Source organism: Psychrobacter sp. SZ93C1, assembly GCF_015864635.1.
Classification (GTDB): Bacteria; Pseudomonadota; Gammaproteobacteria; order Pseudomonadales; family Moraxellaceae; genus Psychrobacter; species Psychrobacter fozii.
In genome coordinates this window covers 135,914-152,538 of the sequence record NZ_JADYWY010000010.1, presented here as the reverse complement: position 1 = coordinate 152,538, position 16,625 = coordinate 135,914, and the positions used below count along the sequence as shown (strand labels likewise).

Annotated in this window: 13 protein-coding genes and 1 pseudogene; 4 read left to right on the top strand and 10 right to left on the bottom strand. The window is 44.7% G+C overall.

What is annotated here, in order from left to right; translation table 11 throughout:
* Together I6E83_RS12945 and rimI are read left to right on the top strand one after the other, a co-directional pair.
* Positions 1-87, top strand: a pseudogene (locus I6E83_RS12945) (elongation factor Tu); the annotation flags it as partial.
* A 151-nt stretch (positions 88-238) separates the two neighbouring features.
* The gene (gene rimI / locus I6E83_RS12940) at positions 239-721 is read left to right on the top strand and encodes a ribosomal protein S18-alanine N-acetyltransferase (RefSeq protein WP_227686712.1); all 483 of its coding nucleotides are present in this window, start codon (positions 239-241) and stop codon (positions 719-721) included.
* 66 nt (positions 722-787) lie between these two features.
* Here rimI and I6E83_RS12935 read toward each other — a convergent pair whose 3' ends face one another.
* Genes I6E83_RS12935 through trxB form a run of 3 tightly spaced genes read right to left on the bottom strand, consistent with a single transcriptional unit; the run spans position 788 to position 3,058 of the window.
* Positions 788-1,177, bottom strand: coding sequence for a MerR family transcriptional regulator (locus I6E83_RS12935; RefSeq protein ID WP_197102420.1), 390 nt, complete (start codon positions 1,175-1,177; stop codon positions 788-790).
* A 51-nt stretch (positions 1,178-1,228) separates the two neighbouring features.
* A complete protein-coding gene (gene aat / locus I6E83_RS12930; protein ID WP_197102418.1) occupies positions 1,229-2,035 on the bottom strand; it encodes a leucyl/phenylalanyl-tRNA--protein transferase in 807 nt (268 codons plus the stop codon).
* On the bottom strand, positions 2,036-3,058 hold the full coding sequence (trxB, locus tag I6E83_RS12925; protein ID WP_197102416.1) for a thioredoxin-disulfide reductase: 1,023 nt from the start codon (positions 3,056-3,058) through the stop codon (positions 2,036-2,038).
* A gap of 652 nt (positions 3,059-3,710) precedes the next feature.
* On the opposite strand from trxB, the gene I6E83_RS14935 reads away from it, so the two are divergent.
* Positions 3,711-7,103 carry a DNA translocase FtsK gene (locus I6E83_RS14935; RefSeq protein ID WP_197102414.1) on the top strand — a complete coding sequence of 1,131 codons (3,393 nt, stop codon included), beginning with the start codon at positions 3,711-3,713 and terminating at the stop codon, positions 7,101-7,103.
* A gap of 316 nt (positions 7,104-7,419) precedes the next feature.
* Positions 7,420-8,913 (top strand): amidase, encoded by a 1,494-nt coding sequence (locus tag I6E83_RS12915; RefSeq protein WP_197102404.1) that lies wholly within the window; start codon positions 7,420-7,422, stop codon positions 8,911-8,913.
* Between the two features lie 30 nt (positions 8,914-8,943).
* Here the strand turns inward: I6E83_RS12915 and I6E83_RS12910 are convergent, their stop codons facing one another.
* From I6E83_RS12910 to I6E83_RS12880, 7 genes are all read right to left on the bottom strand, one after another.
* Positions 8,944-9,846, bottom strand: a complete 903-nt coding sequence (locus I6E83_RS12910) for a DODA-type extradiol aromatic ring-opening family dioxygenase (protein WP_197102402.1) — start codon at positions 9,844-9,846, stop codon at positions 8,944-8,946.
* A 105-nt stretch (positions 9,847-9,951) separates the two neighbouring features.
* Positions 9,952-10,440, bottom strand: a complete 489-nt coding sequence (gene rlmH / locus I6E83_RS12905; RefSeq protein ID WP_197102400.1) for a 23S rRNA (pseudouridine(1915)-N(3))-methyltransferase RlmH — start codon at positions 10,438-10,440, stop codon at positions 9,952-9,954.
* A 158-nt stretch (positions 10,441-10,598) separates the two neighbouring features.
* Entirely contained in the window at positions 10,599-11,147 is a 549-nt protein-coding gene (locus tag I6E83_RS12900) for a DUF421 domain-containing protein (RefSeq protein ID WP_197102398.1), read from the bottom strand.
* A gap of 152 nt (positions 11,148-11,299) precedes the next feature.
* Positions 11,300-11,815 (bottom strand): ABZJ_00895 family protein, encoded by a 516-nt coding sequence (locus I6E83_RS12895; RefSeq protein ID WP_197102396.1) that lies wholly within the window; start codon positions 11,813-11,815, stop codon positions 11,300-11,302.
* A gap of 86 nt (positions 11,816-11,901) precedes the next feature.
* Positions 11,902-13,911: a D-alanyl-D-alanine carboxypeptidase/D-alanyl-D-alanine-endopeptidase gene (locus tag I6E83_RS12890; RefSeq protein WP_227680947.1), complete on the bottom strand. Its 2,010-nt coding sequence runs from the start codon at positions 13,909-13,911 to the stop codon at positions 11,902-11,904.
* A gap of 108 nt (positions 13,912-14,019) precedes the next feature.
* Complete coding sequence (locus tag I6E83_RS12885) at positions 14,020-14,625, bottom strand: 3'-5' exonuclease (protein ID WP_197102392.1); 606 nt, start codon at positions 14,623-14,625, stop codon at positions 14,020-14,022.
* A gap of 16 nt (positions 14,626-14,641) precedes the next feature.
* Complete coding sequence (locus I6E83_RS12880) at positions 14,642-16,582, bottom strand: DUF294 nucleotidyltransferase-like domain-containing protein (protein WP_197102390.1); 1,941 nt, start codon at positions 16,580-16,582, stop codon at positions 14,642-14,644.
* Positions 16,583-16,625: the final 43 nt, after the last annotated feature.

Below are 16,625 nucleotides of genomic sequence, written 5' to 3'. Positions count from 1 at the left end.
ATCGCTATGGACAAAGGTCTTCGCTTCGCTATTCGTGAAGGCGGCCGTACTGTAGGCGCTGGTGTTGTTGCTAACGTTAACGTTTAATACTGATCCTAGTATTTAACTTGTTAGTCAAAAGCCGTTCTCTTTATTGAGAACGGCTTTTTTTATGGGGGTTTATAAGTAAAGAAAAGTTATGGGGATGTAGCTATAATCGGCGATAATATAAAATGTATTTCAAGAAAAGAGATAAAAAGTGCAGATTTTTAATATAAAGACACTAGGGTCTAAAGCAGAAGAACGTGTAACGTTTGTCCAAGCAGTTGCGACGATCGAGAGTGTTGTCCAGTTACAAGAGCCATGGACTGAACAGGCTCTGAATGATTTGCTCGAACAAGATAGTATAGATTTAATGGTTGCTATGAGTACGGAGACTAATGAAGTGGTTGGTTACTGCTTATACCAAGTGATGTTTGAACAAGCAGAAATCCTGCGCATTGGCACACGCCCTGATTATCAACGCCAAGGTATTGCGTCGCAGCTTTTTGCTAGGTTGAACGTAGTATTAAAGGACAATCAGGTGGGCAATCTGTTATTAGAAGTGCGTGCAGATAACGCTCCTGCGATAGCACTATATGAAAGACAAGAGTTTGTGGTGATCCATAAACGCAAAGGCTATTATCAACAGCCACATAAGCCAGCAGTCGATGCTTTAATAATGCAGTATGTTTATCGGTAGTGACATATGAGTTGAATTGGCTTTATTGTTTTAAGATATTTGTTCATCAGATTTTATACGATAATTTTAGTCGCTGTTTGCCTGCATAGCTTTAAGCTCTTTAATTCGTTCGCTCAAGAGCTCAATCATGATGCTAGTATTGGCTTGCTGTTTTTGAACTTGATCCAGCTTTTTTTGATTAAAACTTAATTGTTCATCGAGGCTAATTTTCCCAGCATAAAAATCATTGAAGCTATCTTTCATTTCGTTGAGAGTGAAGCCTACCGTTTGAGCACTCTTGATTAGCTCGATGCGTTCGACACATTCTGGATGAAACTCAGTATACAATCGCGATCCTGCTTGACGCTTACGTGATTTTAGCAAACCCAATTGGTCATAATGGCGCACGGTATCCTTAGTAGTATTGGCTTTTTTTGCTAGCGCCCCAATTAACAAAAACGATTTATCAGATGCCATAATGGTCTCATAGGTCTATAGTTAAGTGCTTGTTAATAGCCATAATGCTCATTATAAATTGAGCTGCCAAGGTTCTTCGTTATTCAGTTGCGATACTGGCAACGGTTTGTGCGAGTCACCATGCCATGTGACGGCATTGCCAGCTATTAATGAATCTAACTGAGTAAGGAACTTCACGCGTGGTAAGGTCGTTGCGCCTAAGCTCATAAGATGATCGTTCGGTAATTGACAGTCGACCAACGCTACATGGCTTTGTTCACATAAGCGCATTAGACCCCAAAAAGCTAACTTTGAGGCATTGGAAGCGCAGTGAAACATCGACTCACCAAAATAGATATTGCCTATTTTTAACCCATAAAGCCCGCCGACCAATTGCCCTTTATCATCCCAAACTTCCACACTATGTGCAAACCCTTGCGCATGTAATTTGGTGTAGGCTTCAATCATTTCATCATGAATCCAAGTATGCTCTCCTTCAGGCTGATTGTCATTAAGGCCGTCGCTGCGTGGTAAGCTACAGGCATGTATGACGTCATCAAACGCTTGATTAAGGGTCAGTTGCCAACGGGCACGATTCGCTTGTTTGCGTAGTGACTTGCTTGGCTGATAGTCTGTTGGCACTATTACACATCGTGGTTCAGGGCACCACCAAGCGATCGGCTCATCTTCATTAAACCAAGGGAACAGTCCTTGTGCATAAGCAGAGATGAGGGTTTCTGGTGCCAAATCGCCACCCATAGCGACGATGCCAATGCCGTCAGGGTCGATAGAAATAGGATCAGGAAAGTCATAACGCCCAAGACTTTTTAAGGTCTCAGGCGTGATGTGTTGATCGTTCTGTTGAGTAAAGTTGCCCATTTAGGCTTCTTTATCTGCAGTTAGTGTTGAGTCGTAAGTATGATCACGAGCAACGGTCTCTCCCAATGCATCCAAGTATTTTTCAGCATCAAGTGCTGCCATACAGCCAGTGCCAGCAGATGTGATGGCTTGACGATAGACATGATCGGCGACATCGCCTGCTGCAAACACCCCTTCGATACTGGTTTGCGTGGCATTACCTACTAAGCCGCTTTGGACAGTAAGATAGCCATCTTTCATATCTAGCTGACCTTTGAACAAGTCCGTATTAGGCTTATGACCGATTGCCACAAACATGCCAAATACATCTAGTTGCTTGGTGCTGCCATCAATGGTTGATTTGATAACAACGCCATTGACGCCCATGTCATCACCAACCACTTCTTCAACACTGTGATTCCACTCGATTTTGACATTACCATTTTTGGCTTTTTCAAACAGTTTGTCTTGTAGGATTTTCTCAGAGCGTAAGCTATCACGGCGATGGACTAAGGTTACTTCAGAAGCAATGTTTGATAGATAGAGAGCTTCTTCGACAGCCGTATTACCACCACCGATGACAGCGACTTTTTGGTTCTTATAGAAGAAACCATCACAAGTGGCACAAGCTGAAACGCCAAGGCCTCTGAATTTGGTTTCTGACTCTAGTCCTAGATACTGGGCAGAGGCACCTGTTGAGATGATTAGGGCATCGCAAGTGTAGCTGCCATTATTACCCGTTAATTGGAAAGGGCGCTCATTCAAGTTTACTTCGTTGATATGGTCATAGACCAGTTCGGTACCGAAGCGTTCTGCGTGGGCTTTCATGCGTTCCATCAATGCAGGGCCTGTTAAGTCATGAGCATCGCCCGGCCAGTTATCGACTTCGGTGGTGGTGGTTAGCTGTCCGCCCACTTCCATACCAGTGACCATGACAGGCTTTAGGTTGGCGCGTGCGGCATAAACGGCAGCAGAATAACCAGCAGGACCTGAGCCTAGGATGATGAGTTTTTCGTGACGTGGCGCTGTATTTTCAGTTGCCATGGGTAATTCCTTGCTAAATATAAAAAGTTAAAAATAGGAGTGATTAATAGATCTTTTGCAAAAGTACCAGTTCATTGATTTTCACTGACGGAGTCACGAGGGCTAGCGATGACTTATGCAAGAAGTCTAATATAGTAAATTTTTTCAAAATGACGACTAATATGGTTTTTCTCATTGCTGTGTGATAATAACATAAGGGCACGGCGGGCAAAGTGCAAGTTTGCTAAAATCAACATGGATATCATTAGAATTAAAGCATATAAACCTTGAAGTATTGTTGCCATAAATGACGACTATTTTATAAGGTCTATATAAGATTGTTAGCCTTATTCTGTGAGCTATATTGCTAAAAGTAGGGTTTTTTATCTAAATCGCATATTAGCTAACTTTCTTGCACTCTTTCTTTAGAAGACTGTCGCCACTGTACCTATGTATTTGTTATTATAAGAAGTTATGCCAAGTGTATTGGAGCGCAGAAAGAAGGCTGTCATGACTCGTCTTTATGACAGACAATGCGTTCTAAATGCTTTGCCAGAGATATTTATATCCGCACTTCTATATCAGTATCTCTATGTCAGCACTTTATGTCAGCATGATTAAGCTTAGTCATGCGTTGACGACCATTTAGTATTAATAACAAGGCAGATCTTACGTGATATCAGCACCGCTTATTGAGTATTTAAAAAAGGGAATATTTACCCTCCTTGGGTTAATACTGGCCGTTTATCTCTTTGTCATCTTGATGACGTATACAGGTAACGACCCTAGCTGGTCGCATATCAGTAGTGATATGACCACGATTAATAATGTGGGTGGCGCATCGGGTGCTTGGTTATCGGACTTGCTCTATAGCTTCTTTGGTTTTGGTGCATGGTGGCTGTTAGCATTTTTGGTGTATGAGTCTATCCTTATCTGGTGGGACAACAAGCCAACATTTTGGCTGATGCGTTTGATTGCTTATGTGTTTTTATTATTGAGTGCCAGTGCTTTATTTGCACAATTGGTTGCGTTGGTCCAGCACGTAACGGATCCAACAGCGACAAGGCTAGAAGGGGTTGCTGGCGGTATCATAGGGTTGGAGCTACAGTCTCGACTGGCTCAGCTTTTATCGCAGTGGGGGAGTGTGCTTTTCTTAACGGTTTTCGTTATTATCACGGCGACTTTTGCCTTTAATATTCATTGGCTTGCGATTTATCAAAAAGTGACAGCGTTGTCATGGCTTGGTTCAGGGGTCAAAGACAAAGGCATGGCGCATGATGATATCTCTGCTCAAGAAGGTATTATCTCAGAGCAAAACGATGAACGTATAGCAACGAATAAAACAGCTAAAGAAATCTCAGAACAGCAGCAGTTACCGCTTGAGCTACACTCTGAAGATAGTGTAAAAGCAGTAGAGAATAGTGGTCGTTTCAGCAATGTTTTGTCGGACTTTTTGTCAACATCAGGGCTTGCTGATAGCGTAAAAGCGTCGATGGCAGCAGCAACGCAAGCGGCTATGTCTAATTCAAATGCCATGTCTAATAATGAAAATAGCCAACAGCTACAGGCGGCAACAGCGGCACCTAGCGGTACAATTGATGATACAGTCAATCATGCTAATACATCGCCGACGTCAAGCTCTGTAATGACGCCTATCCGTAAAGTAGAGCCGAGCTTTGCTTGGAACGATGCAAATACCGTTGATGATTTATTGGCCAGTGAGCAATTAGCTTATAACACCAATACTAATAACGGTCATGGTTCAGATGCTACTGCACCAGTACCTAATCATACTGAATTTAGTCATACCAATACTGAGTCGCTAGAATCAGCGGTGCCATCTGCTCCGACTGTATCAAGCGCAGAAATAGCTGATGTTCAGTTACCAACTGATGAGTTGGAGTATAGTGAGACAGCTTACCAAGATACGGCAGATTCTGGGCTTGATGTACCAGTAGATAATATTGATACATTGGCAGATGCTTGGCTAGCAGAGCATGCAGATATTTCAGTACCTACTACTGAAGCGTCTATAGCAACGTCTAAATCAGGCAGTGTCGCGGAGCAGCCAGTACGAGAAGCAGTCGTAGAGCCTGCGCCAGATTTGACCAGTGGCGATGCTGTTAATATACAGCCTCCTAATAGCAAGCTTTCTGATAATAAGCCTTCGAATATACCTGTTTCTTCAGCTGCTCGTGATTCGAGTCCGTCTGCTGATAAATCGTTTAGTAATGAAACTGAGATATTGAATAGTGCTGCATCGTCGGCTGCGATTGCAAAGTCAGCTATTCAACTGGCAGCAGAAGCTATTGAGCCAATGTCAGAAATGGCCGATATGACGCCGACCAATACACCACCTGCCAATCCAACATTACCACCAACTGTTGTCGCTGAGCCAGTTGTTGCCCCTAAATCCAATGTGAGTTTTGACATACCTGAAGGAGATTCTAGTAACCATATTGCTGATATGATGCCAGATGATACGAGCGCTGATGACGCTGCTCCTGTTATGCCCCATATTAGCGATGATGCAGCGTTTAGTACAAAGTCACGCTCAATGCAAACGGCGGCTTATCGTAGTAGTTTGTCGCCTATTCCTGAGATGTCGATTTTAGACAATCCAGACCCAAATCGCCAACCGAGTTATACCGAAGAAAAACTGGTTGAGCTATCAGAATTGTTAGAAATCAAACTACAAGAATTCAATGTAAAAGCATCGGTTGTCAATGCGATTCCGGGGCCAGTCGTGACACGTTTTGAGGTCGAGCTGGCGGCAGGTGTAAAGGCTAGCAAGGTAACGGGCATTTCGCGTGACTTAGCACGCTCGCTGTCTATGGCGTCTCTGCGTGTGGTTGAGGTAATACCGGGTAAGCCATATATTGGTATTGAAGTACCAAATCCAAAGCGTGAAATGGTACGTCTGATAGAGCTGCTAAATACTGAAAAGTTTAAAGACCCAAAAGCGCAAATTAGCATGGCGATGGGTAAAGATATTGGCGGTAAACCTATTATTACTGACCTTGCACGTGCGCCGCATATGTTGGTCGCTGGTACGACAGGTTCTGGTAAATCGGTTCTGGTTAACTCAATGCTACTGTCGATGCTACTCAAATATACGCCTAATGAGCTGCGTCTGATTCTTATTGATCCCAAGCAGCTTGAGCTTGCCAACTACAATGATATTCCGCATCTATTAACGCCTGTTGTGACAGATATGACGGAAGCTGCCAGTGCCTTGTCATGGTGTGTGGCAGAGATGGAACGCCGTTATCAGCTGATGAGCTTACTGAAAGTTCGTAAGCTTGATGAATTCAATAAAAAAGTGCGGGCTGCCGAACAGTCAGGCAATCCAATGCTTGACCCATTGTGGCGACCGAATGATAGCGTGAGCATTAGCCAAGCGCCTAAGCTCAAAACTTTGCCAATGATTGTCATCGTTGCGGATGAGTTTGCCGATATGATTATGCAGGTCGGAAAACAAGCTGAAGAACTCATCACACGCTTGGCACAAAAATCGCGGGCAGCCGGTATTCATTTGATGTTAGCCACTCAGCGTCCATCGGTAGATGTCATCACTGGTTTGATCAAAGCCAACATCCCAGTACGTGCGGCATTGCGCGTGAACTCAAAAGTCGATTCGCGGACTATCTTGGATAGTGGTGGTGCTGAGGATATGCTAGGCAATGGTGATATGTTGTTCTTAGGGCCTGGGCAAATTGAGCCTGATCGTGTGCATGGTGCGTATGTCAGTGATGAAGAAGTCAACCGTGTTTGTGACGCTTGGCGTGAGCGCGGTGCACCCGACTATATTGATAACATGGCAGGGAATTTTGAATTATCTAGTCCAGGCGGTGGTGGTAGCTCAAGCAACGCCTCTGGTGAAGATGATGACTTATACAATGATGCAGTTGCCTTTATTATGGAAACACGCAAAGTGTCAGCTTCTAGCATCCAACGTAAATTTAGTATTGGCTATAACCGTGCAGCACGTATTGTCGACTCGATGGAGGACGCTGGACTGGTCAGCTCGATGGGTAAAAGCGGCAAGCGTGAGCTGTTAATGTAGCGCTTAGATTTGATGATATAAGAAGGCGAGTCACGAAAGTGGCTCGCCTTTTTTATTGGGTAAGCCTAAGTATGTTTTTTAGTGAGTAATTAAGTGCTTAGGAATATAATACTGAAATATTGTCATTAAACACACTGTAATTATCTAAGATTAAATTCATGCATGGATAACAGGCAATTCAGTACCTAAGTGACTAATGAGTCCATTTATCAATCATAAGTAGTGGTTTTTTATACTAAACTGACAGTTATTTATCGATAAATATTTGTTAATTTTAATAATTTTCCATTCAATTACTCTCCAAGGAAGGTCAGTTATGTTTAAAGAGTACACCCAGTACGATGGTCTCGCATTAGCTGCATTGGTCAATGCAGGTGAGGTCAGCGCCAAGGAGTTGTTAGATGCAGCAGTTCACCAAGCAAACACACTCAATCCCAAATTAAATGCCATTATCCACCGTTTTGATGAACGTGCGTATCGTGCGGCGCAGGCAGGATTGCCCTCTGGTGTATTTAATGGTGTGCCTTATCTATTAAAAGATTTATCGTTTAGTTTCGCTGATGAACCCATCACGATGGGTAGTCGTAGCGTCCATATTATCTCAGAAAAAGACAGCGAAATCGTCAAACGGATGAAAGCCACTGGCGTTAATACCTTTGGTAAAACGAATACGCCTGAGTTTGGTTTGATTATCACGACTGAACCCAAAGCTCATGGCGCGACTCATAATCCATTTAAGAAGTGCTATAGCTCTGGTGGCTCATCTGGCGGCAGTGCAGCAGCAGTTGCGAGTGGTATCGTACCGATGGCAGGCGCAGGTGATGGCGGTGGCTCGATACGTTTTCCCGCTGCGTGGTGCGGCGCGTTTGGACTCAAACCTAGCCGTGGTCGTAACCCAATGGGCCCGTCATTTGGAGAGGGTTGGGAGGGAGCAGTCGCTGACCATGTGATTACACGTAGCGTACGTGATAGCGCTGCTATGCTCGATGCGACAAGCGGTGTAGAAATCGGTGCTCCGTATGTCATCGCGCCACCACAGGGTACTTTTTTACAAGCCGCCATGCGCGCGCCAAGACAATTAACCATTGCTTTACATCAGAAGCCGTTGATTGCTAATACTGTGGTGGACAAAGAAGTACTGGCGGTCCTCGAGCAAACCGCCAAGCAACTAGAAGCCATGGGTCACCGAGTAGTACCTGCCGAACCTAATATTGATATTGAACAATTTTGGCATGATTTTATGGTGGTGGTTTGTGCTCATACCGCATTTACCATTGACAATATCGAGCGTGATTTTGGTATCGAACATATCCAGAATCTAGAGCCGCAAACTTATAATATGGCACTACTAGGTTGCTCACTATCAGCAGTTGATTTGGCTCATGCCAAACATGGCTGGCATCATAGCCAATATCAGACTGGCTTATTGCTTGAAACCTACGATATGATTTTGTGCCCGACCGTACCCACACCTGCGGTCAAGCATGGAGTATTGCCACCCAGCCGCACGGATGAAATGCTAATGCGTAGTGCAGAGTTTCTCAATAAAGGCTTTGATATGGGTAAGTATGCTTTTCGCTCTGGCATGATTGAAAAACTGAGCCAACCAATACTAGGCAAAATGGCCTTTACGTTATTAGGCAATGTCACAGGCCTACCTGCTATGTCGTTGCCACTCGGAATGAGCAAAAAAGGCTTGCCGATTGGTATGCAGTTGATTGGGCGTATGAACGATGAAGCCACGCTGTTTAGTGTGGCAGGTGAGTTTGAGCGTGCTGGATTGTTTACGAAAGCTGCTTTTGAACAGTAGCGCTATGATGAGGACACGGCCTAGTACATGTTAATCAAAGCGATAAATATCCATACCCAAACTATGATGTGCCATGCTTTGATGGACGACTGAGACGCGCTGACCGGTGCCTAGTGCAAAGAATAGCGGTAGCAAATGCTCGTCACTCGGATGAATGTTTTTATAATTAGGGTATTGCTGCCAGTCGAGAGCAGTGGGTATGTCTATCTTAAGCTGCTGTAGTAGCCATAGCTTAAAGTCTTTGGCCGCTTGATCGATACTGTCAGATTGCCAGCGCATGGCGCTCAGGTTATGTGTGATGTTACCTGACCCAATAATAAGTATTTGCTCATGGCGCAGTCGTGCTAGTTGTGCGCCCAATTGATAACAGGCGACACTGTCATAATGCCGCGGTAAAGATAGTTGTACGATAGGTATGTCTGCCTCTGGGTACAGATGTCTGAGAGGTGCCCACACGCCATGATCAGACGCACGTACAGGATTGACGCTACAAGTAATACCGCGTGCGGTGAGCTGTTGTGCGAGTGATTCCGCAAGTGTGGGATGACCAGCTGCTGGATATTGTAGCTCGTACAACTCAGGCGAAAACCCTGAAAAGTCGTGCCAAGTCTTCGGTTGTGGATTGCTACTGATTTCAAGCTTGGATGACTGCCAATGCGCAGACATAATAAGGATGGCACGTGGCTTTGGTAAGTTTTGCCCGATACGTGCTAGCGCGCTGGTCGTAGATGATTGCTCGATAGCAAGCGTGGGCGCTCCATGCGAGATAAATACCGCTGGTAGCTTCGCAAATTTAGTAGCATTGGGGGCTACCTCAGGTGCATCTGCCCAAACACCAGCCGCAGTGATAGGCGTTGGCGAATTAGGATAGGAATCGTCGTGTTGATGGCTTGGACGAGAGGCGTCAGATGTCGCAGTTTTTGGATATTTCATGTTCTATGTATTAGGGCGTACACCAGTTTTTCAATCCGTTCTACGATTGATGTTTTGAGTGGTTTAATTAAAATGTCGTGGTCGTTTTTTACATGTCTAATCTATCTAGTTTCCACGGTGGTAAGGGTGATTATTATTGATACTCATCGCTCGATACAACTGTTCCATGAGCACAACACGTACCAACGGGTGCGGTAATGTCAGCGCTGATAGTGATAGCTTTACATCGGCTTTGGCTAAGACTTCTGGCGAGACACCATCTGCGCCGCCGATGACTAGAGCGATATCATCGCCTCGCTGCATGCCATCAGCCAGTTTATCAGCCAATCCTTCTGTCGAAATCATCTTACCTTTGACATCCAATACCCATAATTGCTCACGACCTGACGTGTTATGAGCGGACAATATTGCCTGGCCTTCCTGCTCACGGTACTGTGCTAAATTGGCATCCGAAGGGTTTTTTGCGCGTTTTGCCGCAGCCAGCTCAACAATTTCTGTGCTGAGCATGGGTTGGATACGTTTAAAATATTCATCAAAACCCATCTGTACCCATTTGGGCATTTTATTACCGACGGTCAAAATTCTTACCTTCATAGTAGTTACCATTTCAATAATTGATAAAACGAAAAGTGTGATGCTCTATAGTCAAAGAACTCTAAAATGGGTACAAGGCAGCCGACTGCAGATTGTACAAGTAGTACATCTAAGGAGGGTAACGCTGTAGCGGTTTAGTAGTTCACCGACTATATATTTTACATTAGCGGTGCAATAGTATCTGAGACAGTCGAGTCTGTGTTTGGGTTATCCTTGCTCGCATCAGTCGTGCTTGGCTTTGGAATAATAGTAAGCTGGGCATCAGACTCAAAGACAATGGCTTCAATATCATCAAAACTGTTCATGCCTTCAGAGCGCATCGCACATTCGATTTCTTGACGGGTCAGCCGTTCATCTCGCATTGCATCTGGCAAAAACTGTCCTTGATAAAAGACGATACGTGGCTCAGACAAAATAAAACTGCTAAAGGGCGTTGAAATAGATGCATATTTGGTGACCAAAAACTGCAACACATAAAGCACTAAAATCGATGAGGCCCCTTCGACAAAAGGAATGTCTTTTAGCAAAATAGTACTGGCACCTAATGAGCCAATCATCACGGTAACGACCCAATCAAAGTTGTTGAGCTGTGATGTGGAGCGTTTGCCAGAGATTTTGGTAATCAGCACGATGAATACGTAAATCATAACGGTCGTTAAGACGATACGTCCAAGCTTGTCTATGTTGTCAAAAAAGAACATTTCCATGATGCGTGCTCCTATTCAAAGTAGGTTATTGTCCAAAATAAGTCATTATCCAAAATTTTACCCATTAACGTTAACGCAATATTTTATAGGCGATACAGCTCAATAAATGAGACGGTTTTCGCTACTTATAGTTTCCTTTGCTTGCCAGTTGCCTATCGAGTTTTGCGTTTGGGGTCAAGTAGGCTGTTGAGCACCCAAAGACTGATTCGAGCACTGACCAATGTGAGTACCAATATCATGACGAGTGCTGAGAGCAGTGGCAAAGGTTTTTGCATCGCCATATCGACTAAGACTTCACGGCTCACTGTATCAAATAACCAAAACCATATGGCGACGAAGTAAAGCGCAGTTACTAGCCAGATAACAGCAACCCCGCTCAACATGATGCGATTAATTTCACTTCTATTCAATGCTCGCTGCTGATGCTTGACGAATTTACTGACTGCGATGTAAGCACCAATAATGATAGACAGCACCGTGACCAGTTGTGAGTTCAAGGTAAGCTGGGTTTGAATCATCATAAACACTGCGCTGGCAAGTGTATAACCAACTGCAAAAAAACCAATATACTGCGCCAGTTTGGGTTGAGCCAATCCATGATTTTTCGTTAGCCCATCACGATTCGACTGAGGGCTAGGCTTGCTAAGATTGGTTATCTTGCGTGGCATAATCTGACCTTTATAAGGGTAAAAACATAAGGTTGAAGTTAATATATTATCAATTATTCATTAAAAAGTATTTTTGATAAAAGTAATCAATGCTCAGCGGTCCAATCGAGCATCGCATCTAATACTGGTCTAGCGGTATAAGTGTTTAGAGATTGCTCACTATTGATAAGTCCCACGACGACATAATCCTGCCCTGACAGTCCTTTGACATAACCTGCCATCGAGGTCACGTTGTTTAGAGTACCCGTTTTTATCCATGCACGGCCAATGGCTGCTGATTCGGGCAAGCGTTCGCCATGCGCGGTGATGGTGCCGCTGACACCTGCCACACCTAGTGAGTTGATGTAAGCATCGAAGCTTGGACTATCATAAGCGTATGTTAATAGCTCGCTTAGATTGGCCGCGGTGATGGTGCAGTCGCGGCAGAGTCCTGAGCCGTTGGTGAGATGAGGCGGTGGCGTGCTGAGATTGGTTTGCCACCATTGATTGATGCTCTGTAGGGCTGCTGGATAGTCAGTAGTAGCAGGTTTACCAAATTGGTATAAGCTACTTGCGTTATTATGTGTATTTACAGGCGTTTCGTCATGAGTTTTAACGCCCTTGGCATTGCCATAAGCCCCTATCGACAGAGCCACTTGTTCAGCCATGACATTATTGGAGAAGTGGTTAATATCATAAATTTGCTGAGTGAGATTCAAGGATGGATAGCTGACAATAGGCAGCGGTGACATAGACAATGCTGTGAGACCGTGTGTTGATTTTAGAGACTTTGTCCCCGCATAAGGGACTTCTTGTGTGATGACATCACCACTGAGTGTATTGCCTAGCGCCTGCCATTTTTCGGCGATGATACGTGCAGCAAAGTCTTTGGCATCAGGATACGCAACATAAAAAACATGCTCGCCGCAGCTGCTTGGCAAGTCGGCATTTAATAGCAGTTGTTTGGTTTGCCACTGCGGCGAGAGGCTATAGCTTGCTTGTCCACAGCTCGCTGATCGAGTATTGATGGTAGTGGGTAATTGATAGTTTGCTAATTGCGGCGTATAAGTCAGGCTGGCTTGACCATTGTCTAATGGGTAGCTTTTGATACCGATAGTACTGAAGTTAACCAAAAAACCATCGGGGCTGGCGTTATAAGGACGCAGTGGTGAGTTGTCAAAAGCGGCGGGGTCTTTAGTGATATTTTTAAAGACAGCGCTGTCGATGATGATATCTCCGTCGATGTGATGAATGCCAGATGATTGTACTTTATAGAGCAATTGAGCCAAACGCTCATGGGTCATTTTTGGATCGCCACTGCCTTGTATAACCAAGTCACCGTGTAGACGATCACCGATGACAAGGCCAGTATGGTAGACACGTGTATGCCAGACGAAGCCAGCCCCCAGAGTATCTAAAGCGATAAAACTGGGAACGAGTTTCATGGTACTGGCAGGCGTACGAGCAACATCGGGTTGATGACTCAGTAGTGGTGAAAATGACATCTTTATAGACGGTGTGCCCATTTTGCTATCAGTATTGCCATTTTCTTGACTATTATGATCGTCAATGACTGTTGTTTTGGATGAGTCACCCAGTACGGTTGGGATACTTTCTAAACTTTGGTAAGTGTAAGGGTCATCCGTATAAGCATGCAGTGCTTGCTCACGCTTTTTAATCGTGCGCTGTTCAATCGTAACCAATGTGCTTGGTTGCACTAAATGGTTTTTTTCATCGCGAGTGTCACTCTGCGTTGTTTTCTGGCCACTGTTATTGGTGTCAGAAGTTGCATTAGTCATTAGCGCTGGTTGCGAAGTACTCTCAGAAGAGCTATCCGACTGGCTGTCAATGACTTGAATAGGAGCAGGCAGGTGACTGGCATTTTTATCACCGACTGGCGTAATGATAATGCTAATATCAGCTTCCGTTAAATCAGCTCGTGATAGTGCCGCTTGAATGGCTGCTGGTAATGCTGCCTGTGCATATAGCGGCGTTGCGACTAATGCCAGTACGACTAAGTGTTTACTCACCTGACTAAACGGTCGTAGATGGTGAAAAATCGGTGAAAGTTTGGCAACAAGGGCATGAGAACGAGAGCGTTTGGAAGTAGGTCGCATGAGCATCTTTTAGTCGGTGGTAAAAGCCGACTATACTAACATGAGTTGCTGTTTTCGCGTAGGTTGAGAGGCTTGTTAAAAGCTCGATTTTGTTATCTACAAATGATATTAACGCATGTGCAAAAAAGCCATTGCCGTCATAATGGCATCGTTATAAGCATCGTGAGCGCCCAGATCAGGAATATTATAATGCGCTAATATATTGGTCAAATGCTGCGATTGGCCAGAGAGGCCTTGGGTGTGACCACTCATACGACGACTGTATAAATTGCGCACATCGATGATTTCGTTTGGTAGCGTGGTACCCATATAGCGCTTGACCAAAGGATTCAAAAACCCAGTATCTAGTTGAGTACAAAACCCAATAATAGGCCTGTTATCTATAAATGGTAGCAGCAGCGCCAGCATTTCATCATAGCTCATACCATGCTCGACATCAGCGGTACGCAAGCCGTGAATGACAATGGTATCGCGGTCAGGCATCACCGGTGGTCTACAGACCAAGTGCATGCCATTGCCCGTATCAATAGTATTGCCATTGATATGAATCGCTGCGACAGACAGTACATGATGCTTTTTGTGATTGAGTCCTGTCATCTCACAGTCAATCGCCACCCACTGCTCAGCCACCGGTTGGGTAAACATCGAGGCCAACTCTGGACGCTGTAATTGCGTCTTTTGCCAAGTGCAAGACAACTGTTTTAGCCAACTCATATGCGTGCTCATTTGTTTATGCTATTTCTAATTGATAGTGTTGGCGTAGCTGTGTCTTAAAGCTTTTGACCACGGACAGACACTCTTTTAACAAGTCACGCTCAAGTGCCGTCAGCGTCGTTGGATTTACTTGGCGTGCGTGTCTGTCATCGGTAGACAGAGCAACTGATAAACGCTGTGCCATAAAGAATTCCAAAGCCTCTAACAAGTTGTCTGCACGCTCTTGGGTCAATGCTTGGGTTTTTACTAAAGCCTTTAGGCGATTTTTGGTACTGGGGACTTCTAAAATGTCATTTTCTAGCGCCAAGGTACGAATACCATGAACCAGTGGAAAGATACCGGCTTTTTTTAGGTCGATATCGTGCGAGTCTGATTTGCCACCTAGTAGTGGAACAAATTTTTGCCACCACTGATTCACATCACCGAACTGTAGCGCGGCGCGTGCGAACTGGCGTACAAACATAGGGTCTGACTGTCGATGAGCCACTTTTAGATGTTGACGTACTTGAGTCAATAACGACTCGTCACCGCAAACATATTCACCATCGAGGATAGCGGACAAATAAATACCATGCATCGGATCGGTGTTTTTAAACCATAAACTGATTTGCGCATTAAACGCTTTTAGCGGCTGTCGCCACATGGGGTTGGTCATCATGATATTGCCGTCGCACAAGGGATAACCTAACGTCGCCAAATGGCTATTAAAAGTATCAGCAAACTGTGCCAGATTATCATGGGTGTAACCATCACGCATGATGAGCGCATTATCTTGGTCAGTACGCATGATTTGCTCACCACGACCCTCTGATCCCATGACGATGAGGCAGGTGTTTGCCATGACTTCATCAGGCACGATGAGTTGCCAGAGCTTGGTAAATACTTGCGCGTTGAGCGTCTGTACCATGCGACTGATGTTGCCGATTTTGACGCCATTTTGATGTTGCACACGAATATAACGACCGATAAGCTCGACTGCAGTATCTAGGCTTGATAGATCCTTTGCCTGTTCGATTTGAATACTAATGAGTTGTGAATGATGACCAATATGAGCGAGCATATCGCTCTGTCCGAGTACTCCTGCCACGTCACCATTCTGATCAATCACTGGCAATCTATGGATACGATAGCGAGTCATGGTCAATAGTGCGTCACCAATTTCATCAGTGGCGTTGATGGTACGCAGATTAAAGTTAGCATAACGCTGGCAGGTAGTCGTGGCAGGGTTCTGCTGCTCACTCACCGCGCGGCAAATATCGGTATCGGTTAAAATCCCCAATAGATGCCCTGTGCCATGATGCTTATCTTCAGTGTTTTCTAAAGAATTTGATGGTCGTACCAGTACGTGTTTTAGCCCTACCTGAGTCATGATGCAGGCGGCGTCATACAGGCTGTTACTGGCATCCACAATATGTACGGGCAATAAACTGACATCTATCACTGGTTGCAGCATGATTTGCTGAACTTCTTGCTGATCGTTATAGGCGTTAGGATTGGTTACTTTGTGATTGCGTCTCTGCTGTAAGGCTTTTAACCGTTCAGGAAGTTTGTCAGATAGCATTTGGCGTACTAGATGATTTTGTGCGCTGATTTTGTCGACTGCGCTACCAGCAACTTGTAGCAGCAAAGTGTCTTCGGTCGCTGTAAATTGATATGTCTGTACGGCTTCGATATTAGGATTGCCGTTTGCCGATAACTCGGGCAGACGACGACTGTCGAACCAGTCGTTATTATTGAGATGATCAGAATGGTTGCTGCCCAAATAGGAGCCGACGAACTCACCGTCGAGTGACTGTTCAATTTGTCCTTTGATGACCACATACAGACATTGCAGCTCTTCTGCTAGTAAACTTTCGCTTTTGGCAAGATAGCGGATTTGGGTGTTTTTTCTAATACTTTGACGTTCAGCCATACTTAATACATCAAAGGGCGGCTGGGTAAAATCAAGATGGGCCATGGCATCATCCTTGATGGCATATTGGGCGTGTTACCATTTAAAG